The organism is Sulfitobacter sp. UBA1132, assembly GCF_002311545.1.
GTDB lineage: Bacteria > Pseudomonadota > Alphaproteobacteria > Rhodobacterales > Rhodobacteraceae > Sulfitobacter > Sulfitobacter pontiacus.
Map to the genome: position 1 here is coordinate 64,886 of NZ_DCAN01000018.1, position 14,280 is coordinate 79,165.

The following is a 14,280-nucleotide window of genomic DNA, read 5'->3' on the forward strand; positions in this document are numbered from 1 at the left end:
CGATGGGTAATGCATTTGCATTGCCTTGTCAAGACAAGCCGCAGCATCTGCTGTCGCCGGGCAGGTCGATGACCCGTCCGGCGCAGGACCTAATTTCGCCTCGCCAGGAACTCCGCCAGCACCGGGCTAGCCGCACCTTTCGCGGAGCTGAGCAGCTCCGAGCCTGCAAGCGAGGCCTTCGACAGGCGTACGAGCCCACCGGTTTCCTCGATGCGGTAGCAGCGGCGATTTTGCCGCCCCCGCTTGTAGTGCGTCGCGGTGACGATCTGACATGTACTGCCATCGGTGAGCGTCACAGGTGCTGCGAGCTTGATCTTGTCGCCTTCCTCGTAGTCCGGGATCGCAGCCCAGTCCTGGCAGCGCTGGCGCCAGGCATGAGCATAGCTGTCTGGGTCTTTCAGCTCGGACAGCAGGGCCAATAGGCTCAGTGGCGCGCGGGATTCGACCGGTCCCGCGCTTTCCTCCATGTCCTTGTAGCCCCAGCAGCCGTCATCATATCGGGTAAGGAATACGGCGGCGAAAGTGATGGAGCCATCCGCATCGGTCATATAGGTCGTGTCTTCGACAGGGGTGCCGTCGATATTTGTGACCTTTGCCGCCGCGTACCAAGTCGAACCCACCTTGCAGGCTTTGACCAGTTCCGTCTTGCGCCTTTCGCCATGAGAGGTGCAGAGCCGGGCGATTTCCGCTTTCTCATCCGCGTAGGTCTGGACGCGGCCGTCGGTGTAGAAAAGCCAACCCATTTCAGAGTCCTTTCTCTCGTTTGGGAAAATTGTTGTCGCCAATGTCCCGAGAGGGCCGCAGGCCCGGCAGGGTATTGGCGATGCTTGTTTGAGAAAGGGCGGGTTACGCCACCCTCCGATCGTCGATCTCCATGAGCGCATCAAGCGGCACGCGATAGGGCTGCATGGCGTCGAAATCCTCGCAATTGCCGCAGTTCTGCACGATCGCGAAGGTGTCGCAGGCATCCTTGAGGATGACCCGGAAGGTGCCGCCGAGGCCCGAGGGCACCTCGTAGGTCCCGCCGATGAGATAGTCCGAGGCCCGGCGCACGAAGACGCGGATGCTGTGGCCATCGGTGGCGAGCCGGATCGCCCCCTGCCCTCGGTCGATGAGCACCTGCACATCGTCCAGGATGTCGGTGTAGAACTGGCCGGTCAGATCGCGAAACGCCATGCGGCGCTGCGCCATCCAGTCGGTGTCCCGAAACGGGTTCATGCCGTCGGCGAAGGCGAAGGAGGGATCGGCCTGTTCGGTGGTGACGATACGGGTGGTCGTGCCATCGATGCCGTTCGAGCGCAGATGCACGCCGTTGCCGACGATGAGGATCAGGGCGGGCCTGTCCACGGGCCCGTTCCAGTTGGGCAGGAAGGTTTTGCAGGCACGCGCGTGGGCGATCTGCGCTGCGACAGCGGAGGCAGAGAACTTGAGAATAGCCATGGGGATGTCTTTCCGTTGGGTGTGGGAGGGTCGACCCGCGCGGGCGGCGTGGTCCACGCGCGGGTCGCGTGATGGCTCAGGCCGCTTGCGCGACCTCGCTGTCAGGCTCCGGGGTTTCCGCAGCGGGCTCCGCCTCCTCAAAGGCGACACCGGCGGTCTGCATCATCGGTGGGCACCAGGCGGCCACCGCGGCGCGCTGCGCGTCCGTGAGCGTGGCGAAGGGCTCGGCGAAGAGCTTGTCGCAGAAGGCGACGATCTCCTTCTTGCTCGACGAGGCGAGCGTCACAGCCTCCTGGGCCAGGCCCAAATCCTCGCCGAGGATCTTCAGGAGCCAGGCCTTCTTGAAGCGGTTGAAGAGCGCCGCATTCGGCGTCCAGTGGGCGCGAATGTCGGGCATGATCTCAATCTCGAAATCATGCATCAGGCTGTCGCGCTGGCGGTCCCGTGCGAAGCAGGACTGCGTGGTGCTGGCCGTAGCATAGGCGACAAGCTTGGCCTTCTCCCCTGCCTCCAGCGCGCGAAACGCCGCGAACTGATCGGCGGGCGCGCGGGTGTCATCGAGCCAGGACAGATCAAGCGCATCATGCGCTAGCGCCACCTGCTCGAGCGAGGTTGCATCGATCTCGTCCATCTTGGCATGGCTGCGATATTCCTTGCGGGCATCGACCTTGATCGCCTGCGTGACACTCATGCCGCTGGCCAGAACATCACTGACCAGCTTGAAGAGCGTGAGATCGAACGTGGCTTCCGGATGCAGCGCCATCGCGGCGCCGAGGGCCATGGCCCGCTCGGTCTTGAGGTACTCAGCCAGCGAGGCCGGGTAGGTGATTTCGCCGGCGCCCGGGGCCTCCTCCCCGGTCGGGTTACTCGAGGAGCCGCGCGCGCCTTCCTCTTTGGCGGTGTCCTCGGGGCGGACGAGGCCAATATGGAGCGTGATCTGCCCACCCTGCCACGAGGCTATCACCCCGGACCGCGCCAGATCCTCGGTGCTGTAGGCCTCCTGCAGGTCACGGGCTTCCTCTTCCAGAGCGTCGACGCGGTCGTAAAGGGCGTTGTAGGCACCGTCGTCGAGCCCCTCATCTTCCATCTCGAGTTGCAGTTGCTCAAGCTCGGCGGTGATCTCATCGATGCGCTTCTGGGCAGCCTCATCGGGCTCGATCGGGCCGGGATAGACCCGGCCATAGTCGGCCATGGTCGCGTAGTCATAGCGCACCATCGCATCGGCCCAAGCAAAGCCCAGCCTCATACGGGCGTCCTCGGCGGCTGCACCGAGCTTCTCAAGCAGGATGGTCTCGACCAGCGCCGCATCCTCAAGCACGGAATGCTCTTCCAGAAGGTCAGCCGCGACGGCACCGCCCCGCGCCTCGTAGTCCGCGCGCACGAAGGCCCCGATATCATCGCTGACCTGCAGGCCGCGGGATTTAAGGGCCTGACGGACGGTGTAGGCCTGAAGATAGCCTCCGTCCTTCGTGAGCGCCTCGAAGATCTCGCGCTGCGCCTCCTGGCTCGGGTGCTCGGCGAAGGCCTTCATCGTATCGAGCGTGATCACCTTGCCCCGAGCCGCGGCGCGGATGTCGGGGTGGATCAGGCCATAGCGCAACCGGCCTTTCACGGCGGCCACCGTGGTGCCGAAGGTCTTTGCGATGGTCTCGGGCGTCTGGCCGTCGACCTCCATCATCCGCGCGAAAGCCTCGAACTCGTCGATTGCGTTCATCGGAGCCTGGGTGATGTTCTCGGCGAGCGACAGTGCCGTGGTGACGTCGCAGTCCTCCGGCACGAGGCGGCAGTCCACCTTGGTCTTCGCTGTGAACCCCTTGGTGGCCTTGTCGGCGATCAGCTCCTTCAGCGCGGCATGGCGTCGGCCACCGGCGAGGACAGCATATTTGCCGTCGAGCTTCTGGACCAAGAGCGGCTGGAGCAGGCCCAGCACAGCGATACTGGCTTTCAGATGCGCGATGTTCTCGGGGTCATAGGTTTCCGAAGAGTTGCTGCGCACATTGGCGGGGTGTGGGACCAGATCGCCGATGGCGAGGGTGAGAGGGGCAAAGCTTGTGGTCATGGGATATCCTTCCAGGTGGGTGAGGTGTGGCCCGCGCGCGCTTGCGCGTGACCAATCCCCGGCTTCAGGGATCACCACGACAAAAGGCCCACTCTCCCTTTGAGGGGTCAGTGGGCCTTCATCGCCTGGGGTGTCAGGATGGGAGTCCCCTGCCCTTCTACCAGTCGCGTGCCAGCATGATGGTCAGCACACGCATGGTTGTGGCAGGATTGTCCGGGGTCTCAGCGCCGTGGCGGAAATCCGAGTCTGCTTCATAGAGATCAATTTTCCAGAACACGGTTTCGCCCCGGATCTCGACCGCCCCGAAATCATGCCATCCCTCGGGATCATTCTCAGGCTCGAATGTGGCAAACTCACCGGTCGCCTTCACCGCCTCGGCCATGAAGCCGTCACCGGCCTCCATAAGCGCGCGGGTGACATGCATCCGGCCCTGGATGGGCTGCGCGGGCGGCACCCCAAGGCATGCGAGCTTGCGAAACGCGTCGTTCTGCGCCGCGATCACACTCGGATCCGGACGGTCTGGCTGGGGTTGAACGGTCATGGACATGGGGATCTCCTTTGAGAAGTTGAAACACCCTTCCCAAAGCCCGCTTTTTCTTTTCCGCCTGGCGGCAGGACCGAAGCAGAAGGTGCCCTACCCGAACAGACCCTTGGGTCTGTAATTCGGGTTAGGGATGGTTTCGACCCAGCCACCCTGTTTTTTGATGGTTCCGAGCGCTGCCGAGAGAGGATAGGCACCCTCGGACGCGCTCCACCAATAGGCACTGCGCTTGAAGGTGATGATCTTGCGGCGGCCATCTTTGAAGCATGCCACCCGCAGCGTCTTGGGTTCCTTACGTGACATGGGTGTCTCCGTTCTCCGTGTGGTCAGGCCGCTTTGGCGCTGCGCCCTGCCCTGCCAGTCTCCGATCTGGCGATCAGATAGTCGCAGGCGCGCTGCGCGTCCGCGGCGTGCCGGAAGATCGCGCCCTTATCCGACCGAAGAACGCGCAACCAGTTGTGGAGATAGGCGGCATTCATCTCGAGCGTATGCGCCGTGAAGCCGAGCGTCTGACCCAGGAACACCGAGGTCAATTCCGCGACGATCTCCTCGCGCGCATAGGACGTGTTGCCAAACTTCGAGAACCCGAAATCACGGTTCAGCCGATGCGGGGCTTTCGTGGCATGGGCCAGCTCATGGGCCCAGACCCCGTAGAAATTGCGCGGGTCCTGGAACCGCGTGATGGACGGCATGTAGACCTTGTCCACGGGCGGCAAATAGTACGCCTCCGTCCCCGTGAAGACAGTCGTGATGTCGATGGCATCGAAAAACGCCTGCATGTGCGGGATGGGCTCGGACGGAGGATGCTCGGGCGCGGGCTCCGGGTCGGGGAAGAAACTGTCGGGCAGGCCATCGATCTGGCAGGCATTGAACACGCGGTAGGATTTCTGAAAGCGAAAGATGCGGGCTTCCTCGGAGTGATCATCCCCGTCGCTGCGGTCATGCTCATCGCCGCCCGCGTCTTTCCGGCTTTGACCGTAATAGACGACGACAGAGGACTTCTCGCCCTTGCGGACCTTTGCGTCCAACGCATTGGCCTGCGGCAGCGTCATCCAGAAGGGAGAGCTGTGGCCCGCCATCACGGTCCGCATCGTCAGCAGGAAGTTGTTCACTCCCTGGTAGGGTTCCCCGCCCACGCGCAGGGGGCGACAGCTGCCACCTGCCGTCCATGGCTTGCGCCATGGCAGGACGCCGCGCTCGATGATGCGGATGATTTCGTTTGTGATGATCTCGGAGGCATCGAATTTGGGCGTGCGGGATCGGGCCATGGCTGGCCTCCTTTCGAGTGTTGGTGAGAGGGAATGGTGATCAGGTTGACTGGCGGGGGCGCGGATCGTTGGCGATCCTGGCACCGGGGGCTTCGACCATGTCGATGTAGGTGGTCAGCGAGACGGACCTGCCAGGACCGCAAGGGTCAGGGTCGCCCGATCCGTCCCGCGCCACCCGCGGCAGGGTCGCGAAGGCGATGACATCTGTGACGGGTCGGATATCGATGAACGGGGTTCCTCGTGCGACCGCGAGGGCAGCCAAGGGAAAGCGCTCGATCGGCGCGAGGGTCGAGACGGTGGTCCAACCGAGATGGATGAACGTGCCGCCCTCTCCGCTGATCACATGGGCATTCGGCAGCGTCGCCGCCTGCCTGAGATAACCGAGATCACGCAGGACGGCCTGGCGTTCGAGCCGCTGTGCCAGCAACGTCTGGCCAATTCGGCGCAGCTCTCTATGCCGCCACCACGAGGCAGCGGTCGTGCGTAACACGCGCAAGACACCTGTTTGCATGGGAATGCCCTTCATCAGGAAAGACAGACCGGAACCCGGCCCGGACCCATCTGAGGGACCCCAAAAGGCCCTCATCCGTCAGTCACAAAAGCCGAAGAACACTTTCTCTTTTTCCGGCCCCTTTGGGCACTCAACAATACCGAAAAGCCCGGCACATCTGCCGAAGCCATTGATTTCATGCAGTAATTCTAGATCGGCAACCAAGATCGGCAACGCATATCGGCAAAACCTTGCCTACGTCTCCGAAATGTGTATGTTTTTCAATTACTTTGCAAACATAGAAGATCGGCAAAAATGCTGGAAACACCCGCCAGAATCGAACCCTGCTTCTTCGAGGAGCGTATTCCTACAGAATTGGCAGACCTTTCGGTCGACATCCAGAGGGAAGCCGCCGGGCTGGGACAAGGGCTGCATCCTGACAGCGCAGCCGAGCTTGCCGATCTCGTCCGCGTGATGAACTGCTATTACTCCAACCTGATCGAAGGACACAACACGCGCCCCCGCGACATCGAAAGGGCGCTGGCTGGTGCCGAGCTTGAGGAAGAAACCCGCCCTCTCGCCCTTGAGGCCCGGGCGCACGTCATCGTTCAACGGACCATCGATGAGATGCATCGCATAGGCACCCTGCCCCGCCCCACATCCGTCGAATTCCTGACTTGGGTCCATAAGAGCTTCTACGACGAGATGCCTGACGAGTTTCGGGTCATCGAACATCCCGACGGCACACAAGAGTCCATCGTTCCAGGACGCATGCGCCAGGACGACGATCGAGAAGTTGCGGTCGGGCGCCACCTACCTCCATCATCGTCGCGCGTCGCGGCGTTCATGGGTCACTTTGACAAACGGTTTCAGATTGCGGCGCGGTCTTCGAGCGGACGGATCATAGCGATCGCGTCTGCACATCACCGGCTGAACTACATCCACCCTTTTCCGGATGGGAACGGCCGCGTCAGCAGACTGATGTCTCATGCCATGGCCCTCACCGCGGGGATTGGTGGGCAGGGCCTCTGGTCCGTATCACGTGGGCTGGCCCGGGGGCTAACCGATCGGGGCGAGTACAAACGGATGATGGATCTGGCCGACAGCCCACGCCGCGGAGACCGAGACGGGCGCGGCAACCTGTCAGAGGCGGCACTGAAGGCGTTCAGCGAATGGTTCCTAAAAGTGACGCTCGACCAGATCACGTTCTCTGCGAAGCTGTTCGATCTCGGCGGGTTGGACCAGCGGTATCGACGTCTTGTTGCAGATACCATCGATGACAAGCGAGCGCCGGAACTAATCTCGGCGGTTCTTCGGCATGGCGCACTGGAACGAGGCGACGCGCAGATTGTGCTCAAGACGTCCGAGCGTACTGCTCGCAACACGCTGAGTAAACTGACCGCCGCCGGATACCTGTCTTCCGCCTCGCCGAAGACACCCGTTCGTTTGGCGTTTCCGTTGGATTATCGAGAGCGGCTCTTTCCAAACCTCTTTGGAGACGGTGGCCTCCCACAATAACTTTAGGCATTTAGGGTGTATTGCCTGGCCGCCGATTTCTTCCATGAGCGGCCAGATGTTCATCAAGTCTTGCTCGTGTGTCACTTGTCCACCGCGGTGGACATCTGCTGGTCTGAGATAAACTGAAGAACCACCACGCGCCGCTAGGTGCGTTTGGACAGTTTTGGTTGCCACAAGCGCCGCTTCTCGTTCGAAGTCCACCGCGGTGGACATTAGACAGTTCGCTCATTGTTTTCGGACAGTCGCTTGATCAAAGCTAATGGATCAAATTGGTTTTGCCTTTGACCTAGGGTGATACTGTGAAAATACGCTCCAAAATCCCTGATGCGTTTTCCAAGCTGTAGCATGATGAAGATCGCGCATGACGCTTTCTGAGCTCCTACAGCTTTCTTGGCTTTCTCGAAAGTCTCTGGGTGAATGCCCATCATGGGTGTAAGTGTTCGAGCATGGTTTTCAATGTCCAACCAGTTTCTAAGTCTCTCTGTGGAGAACGATGTCGCCTGATCGCAGACTGAGGTCAGCAAGTCTGGTTTCAGGGCCTCAAGGCCTATGTTGCTATCTAAATCTTTTTTTTCTTCTTCAGACTTAGATTGATGCCGGACAGTTTGTCCGTCATTGGCGGGCAATTCCATAGTTTCAGGCGGGTCATCCGGGGTAGACAAACTCTGGCATTCTGCATCTGTATTGGCGAGCAGAGCGTGGTATTCGGGGAGGCTCAGCTTCCTGCGTAGAGCTTTCCGTGCGTGGTTGATGAATACGTTGCTAGGATCGTGCTCTTCCAAATGGGCGAGCTTTGTAAGGATCTGTTTGCGGATAAATATCCGATCTCGCCGGTTATTCTCCATCTCTTGCGCGATGGCTATAAGCTCGCTCGCACGTTGGAGCAGGGGGGTGAGAGACAATCCATAACTGATGCACTCCCCGCCGGATGAGCGAACGCGGTAGCGCTTTCGGTTCGAGCTGTCATTGCGCTTGATGAATCCGAGTTCAACGAAGCGGTTGATGTGCCTCCGGAGTGTCCGTTCGTCAATTCCGCCAACGCGCTGGCAAAGTGAATTGTTAGACGCAAAAACCGTTTCGCCATGGCCAGGTTTCAGAAAACTGAGCATTGCTTGAAGTGTCTGTATGTGGCCAGGACGTAGACCAAACACGCTGCGTGCATCTCTCAGGGCTCTGAAGATGGTCCAGACGTCGGTTTCAGATGGGGGAAATGAGCCGCGGGTTGCATCAGCACCTGCGGCTTCGATCGAGAGTTTTGTAAATGCCATGGCTTGTTCACGACGACCGTTCGGCCCACAACTTCCCCGTCTCTTTCCTCGAATTTTCGCGGAAAAAGGCAAAAAATATCAGTCCACCGAATCGGTGACTCTTGACCGGTATGCTGGAGGTTGCTACATCAAAGATGCTAATCAGATGATGAGGGCTCTCCAGGGGAAACTTTGGGGGGCTCTTTTCTTTCGGGTCTTCGCTTTTCTCCTCTGCTCGTGTTGCTCTGTGTGGCCTGGGTTAGGACCCAGAGCCTCTCTCATTCCGCCACTGTACGAAGAGCTGCAAAAGCGTAGCTTCCGCGTGCTCTTCGAGCCATTGGCCGAATTCTGGATTGTCCTTCTTGGTGACCTTGAGAGCGATCGCCTTCTCATCGATTGTCAGCGTGCCCAATGAACTGCCGTTCTCATCATTGATGACCGAAGTCAGTCCACGATTGGGCGGCTTCTTGTCGCTACGTGTTTTGCTCGAGCAAGCCGAATAGACCGCTTGGAACTTTTCGGAACTAGGAGTGTCGTCGGGCAGGGCGGCGAGCGCCTCTTTGGCGATGTCCACCAAATCTACCTTCACCGACAAGGCAGCTAGATCACCCCACTGCCGTCGTCCGATCCCATGTGCTGGCCCGATCAGTTGAACAAGACCGTCTGGCAGTTGTTCTATGACGACCCTGTGGTTGGATACGCCTTGCCGGGTCAGACCTAGAGCATCTTGAATGACACCGGGTTTGTACCCGGATTCTTGCATCTCTTTTATAAAAAAAGACTTTTCTATAAAAGACGGATCAAGCCTGAGGTTGTTCTCCTGGCCTTGAGCGATCAGAGATGCGTCATCGTCCAAGGTTCGAACAATTGCCTTGACCGTTCCACCGACCTTACGGATCGCAGCAAGCCTGCGGCGGCCGTAGATGATGCGGTATCTGTCCGGTTGGGCTGATGGACGGACCATGATGGGCACTTGTTGGCCATGCTTGCGAATGCTCTCGGCCAACTCATCGATACTGGAATCTTCCAGCACCAACCGATCGCGCAGCCCATCCATGTCAATCTGATCGGGTTCGATATCGCGAATCGAGTTTGCTGTGATCTCGCGCAAAGAGTCGCGCAATCCTCCAACAGATCCCGGCAGCTTTGCCGCTTTTGGCGGGGTAGGGGAGGGGGCTCCGCTCTCCGTCTCATTCCTTGGAGGCTGGTTGAAGATGTTTCGGGCCATCAGCGACGCCCCCATGCCATTTGGATCGTCTGCTCTAGCTCATCGCCAACGCCATTCACGCTGGTCAGGGCGCGATCAATTGTCTTTCTGATGAATTGGCTTGGATCGACTTCGTAGACGGTCTGCTGGGTCATCCCCGCGTCGGAGATCGCCGTAGACTTCAGCATCGGCTCTGTCATGACCTGACCTGCCAGAATTGATCTCAGGTAGCCTGCCATTTGGGTCTGCGGACCGTCCGACGGTTCATATCTGGTAATCAGGAACTTGACAAAATCCCATGTGACACGCCGACCGATGGCTTCCTCCACGGCCTTGACCGTTTCTGAAGCAAGCTTCAGGAATTGGCTCATGGATGCGATGTCAAGCATGCCAGGTACCACGGTAACCAAAAGCCCCGTCGAGGCTGCCAGCGCAGTCAGTGTTAGAAACCCAAGCTGAGGCGGGCAGTCGATCAGGACGATGTCGTAGTTTGCCTCAACCTCTTCAAGCGCCAAGGCGAGGCGCTCTGCAAAGATGGGCTGTACGCGACGGGCGAGAGCGTTTGCGGTCTCGGTTTCGTACTCCGAGAGCATCAAACCGGCGGGCACCATGTCGAGCTTATGGAAGTAGGTCTTTTGGATGACGTTCGAGAGAGGAACTTGGTCCTCATATCTCAAAGCATCATAGATTGTGCCGCCATCGGCGAACTCAAGCTCGGGCCGAAAGCCGAAAAACGTGGTCAAACTTGCTTGCGGATCGAGGTCTAGGACCAGCACGCGGTAACCGCGCAAGGCATACCTTTGCGCAAGATGAATCGTTGCAGTAGTCTTTGATGAACCGCCTTTGAAGTTGACGACGGATATCACCTGGAGACGATCGCCATCACGTCGACCTGGGCGGTAGCTTTCTGCGTTCTTTCCAGTGCGTCCAAGAACATCGCGCAACTCATCAATCTCTTGGGCTGTGTAGAACCGGTGTCCGCGGTTGTCTGTATGCACTTCCGGAAAGCTGCCGTCCTTGTGCCGGTTGCGCAGGTTAGATGTGCTTACGCGCAGGAGGCCGGCGACTTCGGTGGAACTGAAGCGGCGTAGGGACTTTCGTTCTTCGGGTTCGAAAGCGATCTTCATCTGGCGATCCAAAGACTCAGCCAGATTGTCGGCAAATGCTCCGATATCGGAAGAGCCTATGCCTTGCGTGTATCCAATGTTACGATCATCCATGTCCTGCCGCCCACTCTCGGCCTCTGTTGAGGCTCTTAATCATTCTGACGGTGTACAGCGTGTCTGACGCGTTTTGCCGTCAGAATGGGAATGCCACGATCCAGTGAGTCCGGCAAGAAGAATCTAAATGTAGTGTGAAAGTTATCCACAACACCTATAGGTGTTGCCACGTAAAAAACTCAGCAAGTCATTGATATAGATATATTAAATGCAGATCTAACCGAATCGAGCCGCTACTCTGTTGAGTTGGCACATTAGCAGCTAACCCCAAGCAACTAATGGCACTTTCTGCCTCCTGCGGAGTTTTCTCACGGTGAAATTTTTTGGATTCGGGTCAGAAGCTACATCTGATCTTGGCTCGATTCGTACGGCATGAGGCCAAGTCGTTCCGCCCGCTCCAACAGCATTTTCACCGAAGACGGCTGCCATCTTGTTCGGCCACGAGGCGTGCGTTCGCGCATAGATTCCAGCCGTTCACAGATCACTTGAAGCGTGATGTCGGGATCTGCGCCCTTGATGCCAGCAATAATGGCGGGCAGGCGATCATCCGTTTCGCGGCGCCCGGCGCGGGCCAACACCTCGGTAGGCAGGAAGCCGTCGCGGACATAGGCCTTCACAGCGCGCAAAAGACGGCTTTGGGTCCAGCGACGCGCCTCGGGCAAGGGGCCGTTGATGATGCGCACCACGTCTTCCCAGGCCAAGTCGGGGCGCAACCGGCGCACATGGGGCACCCAATCTTGTGCCGTTTTGTTCAGACGCTCCATGTAGCCGTCCTGTCGCGCTAGCCGCACCTTGCGAAGAGCGGCAGGGTCTTTGGCCCGCAGTCCAGGGTTTCCGCCCACGCGGCCCTTTGTGCGCGCGCTGGCGAGGCCGGCCTTGGTGCGCTCTCGGATCAGGGCGCGCTCGAACTCGGCCGCAGCGCCCAAGACCTGCAGCGTGAACTTGCCCTGCGGGGATCCAGTGTCGATCGGGTCCTGGATCGAGCGAAAGAACGCACCCCTGGCCTCCAGCCGCTCGATCACTTCCAGCAGATGCGACAGAGACCGCGCAAGCCGGTCGATCCGCACGACGACCAGCGTATCGCCACTCTGGATGCGTTCGAGCACACGCCCAAGCACCGGCCGCGCGCGATTGCCGCCTGAGGCGTGCTCTTCATAGATTTCGGCGCAACCCGCAGATTTCAGGGCCTGCGACTGGGGCAGGGGGGTCTGATCCTCGGTAGATACGCGCGCGTAGCCTATCAATGGCATCAAAACAGGCCTTTTGCAGTTTTATCTATCGCTACTAAACGACCATTTGTAAACGAATGCAATCAAGCGTTCTCTCGTCGGGCTGGGCCACAATCCCTTGGTTTCCTTGCGCTGTGCGCGAACTGAGAGGTTCCGCCGGCAGTCGAGTGCGCGTACTATATAAAGGGCGCAGGCAGCTGCCAAAAAAAACGCTTGGGTAATGTGCAAGAAATCAGTCTTTTTGTGCACATGAAGACGCAAGCCTCTACTTTTACCGATGATTACGACGAACCCCTTATCACCATCCAGGAGGATGAAGAGGCTCACGAAGACGATCTCTGGTTTCTGCGTAGGTTACTTGAAGAAGAACCGGATGATTTGCCTCCAGGGCCACGGGCGGAACCGCCCGACACTGCTGTCGTCGAAGTCTGGGCAAAAGCAGAAGGCGTTCACGCTGCGCGACTGGCAAGAGTGGCTGGACGCTTGGGAGCTCTGGATGACTGGCTGCTGCGTGGCCCGGAAGGCTGGCGGCATCGCCTCGCTCTTATTGAGGCAGCGGACCTCAGCTGGTTCGCAGGGGATCAGGTGAGTTCTGATCGTCTGGCGCTCTGGATATCGATGCGGCTGTCAGGTGCACAGGATGACCTAAATGCACTGGCAAGAGTTGCATGGGCTGTTCGGCGCCTAACAGGCGGTCCTGGGCCGAAAGCTGACTTGGCCGCCTTCCTGGACCGTCGCGATCCCGAGAACACTGGAGACAGCGCTGAGCGTTTCGAGGATCGCGCGGGTGGGTGGCTGGACCTCATGGCAGCCGCAAAGGGTCTCCACCCGATCACACGGGCGTGCATGGGGTATAACCTGTGGAGCTTGGCGGGCCTCGGACGCCACGGCGACCAGATCGAAGCTACCGTCACCGCGTCCAGGGTCGCGACCAGCGATGGAAGCGGTGCCATCTTCGCGCCGCTCGCTATGGCTGGGGCCGGGGGGGTGCGCGTTTCGGGCTTGCCACCCGAACGTTTGGCCCGCTGGTTGGATGGGATGAGCAGCGCAATTATCTGGCCGCACACCGGTTGCCTTGTGAAAGGTTTTCACGGAATGGCCCTTGGTCTCCGCCCCGATGGCTGAGGCCATGACCGGAGCCAGCCGCGCCGCCGTTCAGCGCAATCTCGCCTGGATGGAGGCAAGCGGTTTGATCCGCGAGGTGGCGGGGCACGGGAGATGTCGCATGTGGAAAGCTGACTTAGTATAGGTCATTTGTCGAGGCTGACACAGGCTTGACCTGCCACGCTTTAGCGCCGCCCCAGATGATCGTTTAAGCCACTTTCCGTTCGAATGCGACAAGGCTTTTCCAGCCCAAAGCGTTCGTTCGCTGTTCGTCTCACGTTTTTGTGACAATTGATCGCTTGAAGCTCCAGTGGGTGAAGGTTGTAAACAGACGAAAGAGGCATGACCGAAGGGTTGATCATGAAGCTAATTAAAGACTCATCTTTCTCACGTCGCGGAGCGCTGCTCGGTGCGGCCGCAAGTGGGGTGTTCCTAGGAGCAGGCGTTGCAACCGCGCAAACCACAGCACCACTTGGTACACCACCAGTGCGCCGCAATATTTCATCCTTCAGCACCTCAAACTGGCGGGATCACTTCGAAAATCTAAACCACGGTGCAATCCTGTGCGACATTGATTCCCGAGCGGTGCAATATTGGTCAGAGGATGAAAGTGTTTATAAGCTGTATCCGTCGAGCGTTCCGGAATCCGAAGAACTGACAAAACGCGGATACACTAGCGTTATCAAGAAAGTGGAAGGACCAAGCTGGCGCCCAACTCCTTCGATGAAGATCCGCAACCCGGATTGGCCAGACTATTTTCCACCCGGTCCTGACAACCCCTTGGGCACACACGCCCTCTACCTTTCATGGCAATATTACCGCGTCCACGGAACGGGGGACACGCGGAAAATTGGCCGCCAATCGTCGAACGGATGCATCGGCCTTTACAACGAACATATCAAAGAACTGTTCGCTTTGGCTGAGGTAGGAACACAAGTGAAATTATTTTGATCGCGC

At 59.0% G+C, this 14,280-nt stretch carries 13 protein-coding genes and 1 pseudogene; 3 read left to right on the forward strand and 11 right to left on the reverse strand.

The features are described from left to right. Positions 1-89: 89 nt before the first annotated feature. The 7 genes from B4F27_RS13380 to B4F27_RS13410 form a co-directional block, all read right to left on the reverse strand. Positions 90-743 (reverse strand): DUF6927 domain-containing protein, encoded by a 654-nt coding sequence (locus tag B4F27_RS13380; protein WP_074637396.1) that lies wholly within the window; start codon positions 741-743, stop codon positions 90-92. A 103-nt stretch (positions 744-846) separates the two neighbouring features. Further along, entirely contained in the window at positions 847-1,440 is a 594-nt protein-coding gene (locus B4F27_RS13385; protein ID WP_074637398.1) for a regulator, read from the reverse strand. A gap of 76 nt (positions 1,441-1,516) precedes the next feature. Continuing rightward, positions 1,517-3,499: a ParB/RepB/Spo0J family partition protein gene (locus B4F27_RS13390; RefSeq protein WP_074637400.1), complete on the reverse strand. Its 1,983-nt coding sequence runs from the start codon at positions 3,497-3,499 to the stop codon at positions 1,517-1,519. A 157-nt stretch (positions 3,500-3,656) separates the two neighbouring features. Further along, positions 3,657-4,046 carry a DUF3768 domain-containing protein gene (locus B4F27_RS13395; protein ID WP_074637402.1) on the reverse strand — a complete coding sequence of 130 codons (390 nt, stop codon included), beginning with the start codon at positions 4,044-4,046 and terminating at the stop codon, positions 3,657-3,659. Positions 4,047-4,133: 87 nt separating this feature from the next. Further along, entirely contained in the window at positions 4,134-4,343 is a 210-nt protein-coding gene (locus B4F27_RS13400) for a DUF6330 family protein (RefSeq protein WP_074637404.1), read from the reverse strand. Positions 4,344-4,366: 23 nt separating this feature from the next. Further along, complete coding sequence (locus B4F27_RS13405) at positions 4,367-5,308, reverse strand: ArdC family protein (protein ID WP_074637405.1); 942 nt, start codon at positions 5,306-5,308, stop codon at positions 4,367-4,369. A 40-nt stretch (positions 5,309-5,348) separates the two neighbouring features. After that, positions 5,349-5,834 carry a hypothetical protein gene (locus B4F27_RS13410; RefSeq protein ID WP_009824443.1) on the reverse strand — a complete coding sequence of 162 codons (486 nt, stop codon included), beginning with the start codon at positions 5,832-5,834 and terminating at the stop codon, positions 5,349-5,351. A 279-nt stretch (positions 5,835-6,113) separates the two neighbouring features. Here B4F27_RS13410 and B4F27_RS13415 point away from each other — a divergent pair, with 279 nt between their 5' ends. Beyond that, positions 6,114-7,316, forward strand: coding sequence for a Fic family protein (locus tag B4F27_RS13415; protein ID WP_009824445.1), 1,203 nt, complete (start codon positions 6,114-6,116; stop codon positions 7,314-7,316). Positions 7,317-7,528: 212 nt separating this feature from the next. Here B4F27_RS13415 and repC read toward each other — a convergent pair whose 3' ends face one another. From repC to B4F27_RS13435, 4 genes are all read right to left on the reverse strand, one after another. Beyond that, entirely contained in the window at positions 7,529-8,584 is a 1,056-nt protein-coding gene (repC, locus tag B4F27_RS13420; RefSeq protein ID WP_074637407.1) for a plasmid replication protein RepC, read from the reverse strand. Between the two features lie 238 nt (positions 8,585-8,822). Then, positions 8,823-9,791 (reverse strand): plasmid partitioning protein RepB, encoded by a 969-nt coding sequence (gene repB / locus B4F27_RS13425; protein WP_244269040.1) that lies wholly within the window; start codon positions 9,789-9,791, stop codon positions 8,823-8,825. Beyond that, the gene (gene repA / locus B4F27_RS13430) at positions 9,791-10,990 is read right to left on the reverse strand and encodes a plasmid partitioning protein RepA (protein ID WP_009807965.1); all 1,200 of its coding nucleotides are present in this window, start codon (positions 10,988-10,990) and stop codon (positions 9,791-9,793) included. The genes repB and repA overlap by 1 nt, the downstream gene beginning before the upstream one ends. A gap of 341 nt (positions 10,991-11,331) precedes the next feature. Beyond that, positions 11,332-12,240 (reverse strand): recombinase family protein, encoded by a 909-nt coding sequence (locus B4F27_RS13435; protein ID WP_009824448.1) that lies wholly within the window; start codon positions 12,238-12,240, stop codon positions 11,332-11,334. A 228-nt stretch (positions 12,241-12,468) separates the two neighbouring features. Here B4F27_RS13435 and B4F27_RS13440 point away from each other — a divergent pair. Beyond that, positions 12,469-13,468 (forward strand): annotated as a pseudogene (locus B4F27_RS13440) (hypothetical protein). Between the two features lie 215 nt (positions 13,469-13,683). Next, positions 13,684-14,274 (forward strand): L,D-transpeptidase, encoded by a 591-nt coding sequence (locus tag B4F27_RS13445; RefSeq protein WP_064217181.1) that lies wholly within the window; start codon positions 13,684-13,686, stop codon positions 14,272-14,274. Positions 14,275-14,280: the final 6 nt, after the last annotated feature.

Bases quoted from the DNA above. Each gene is read 5' to 3' on its own strand.
- B4F27_RS13380 (WP_074637396.1), bottom strand. From the start codon at position 743: ATGGGTTGGCTTTTCTACACCGACGGCCGCGTCCAGACCTACGCGGAT.
- B4F27_RS13410 (WP_009824443.1), bottom strand. From the start codon at position 5,834: ATGAAGGGCATTCCCATGCAAACAGGTGTCTTGCGCGTGTTACGCACG.
- repA (WP_009807965.1), bottom strand. From the start codon at position 10,990: ATGGATGATCGTAACATTGGATACACGCAAGGCATAGGCTCTTCCGAT.
- B4F27_RS13405 (WP_074637405.1), bottom strand. From the start codon at position 5,308: ATGGCCCGATCCCGCACGCCCAAATTCGATGCCTCCGAGATCATCACA.
- B4F27_RS13435 (WP_009824448.1), bottom strand. From the start codon at position 12,240: ATGCCATTGATAGGCTACGCGCGCGTATCTACCGAGGATCAGACCCCC.
- B4F27_RS13445 (WP_064217181.1), top strand. From the start codon at position 13,684: ATGAAGCTAATTAAAGACTCATCTTTCTCACGTCGCGGAGCGCTGCTC.
- B4F27_RS13390 (WP_074637400.1), bottom strand. From the start codon at position 3,499: ATGACCACAAGCTTTGCCCCTCTCACCCTCGCCATCGGCGATCTGGTC.
- repC (WP_074637407.1), bottom strand. From the start codon at position 8,584: ATGGCATTTACAAAACTCTCGATCGAAGCCGCAGGTGCTGATGCAACC.
- B4F27_RS13385 (WP_074637398.1), bottom strand. From the start codon at position 1,440: ATGGCTATTCTCAAGTTCTCTGCCTCCGCTGTCGCAGCGCAGATCGCC.
- B4F27_RS13395 (WP_074637402.1), bottom strand. From the start codon at position 4,046: ATGTCCATGACCGTTCAACCCCAGCCAGACCGTCCGGATCCGAGTGTG.
- B4F27_RS13415 (WP_009824445.1), top strand. From the start codon at position 6,114: ATGCTGGAAACACCCGCCAGAATCGAACCCTGCTTCTTCGAGGAGCGT.
- B4F27_RS13400 (WP_074637404.1), bottom strand. From the start codon at position 4,343: ATGTCACGTAAGGAACCCAAGACGCTGCGGGTGGCATGCTTCAAAGAT.
- repB (WP_244269040.1), bottom strand. From the start codon at position 9,791: ATGGCCCGAAACATCTTCAACCAGCCTCCAAGGAATGAGACGGAGAGC.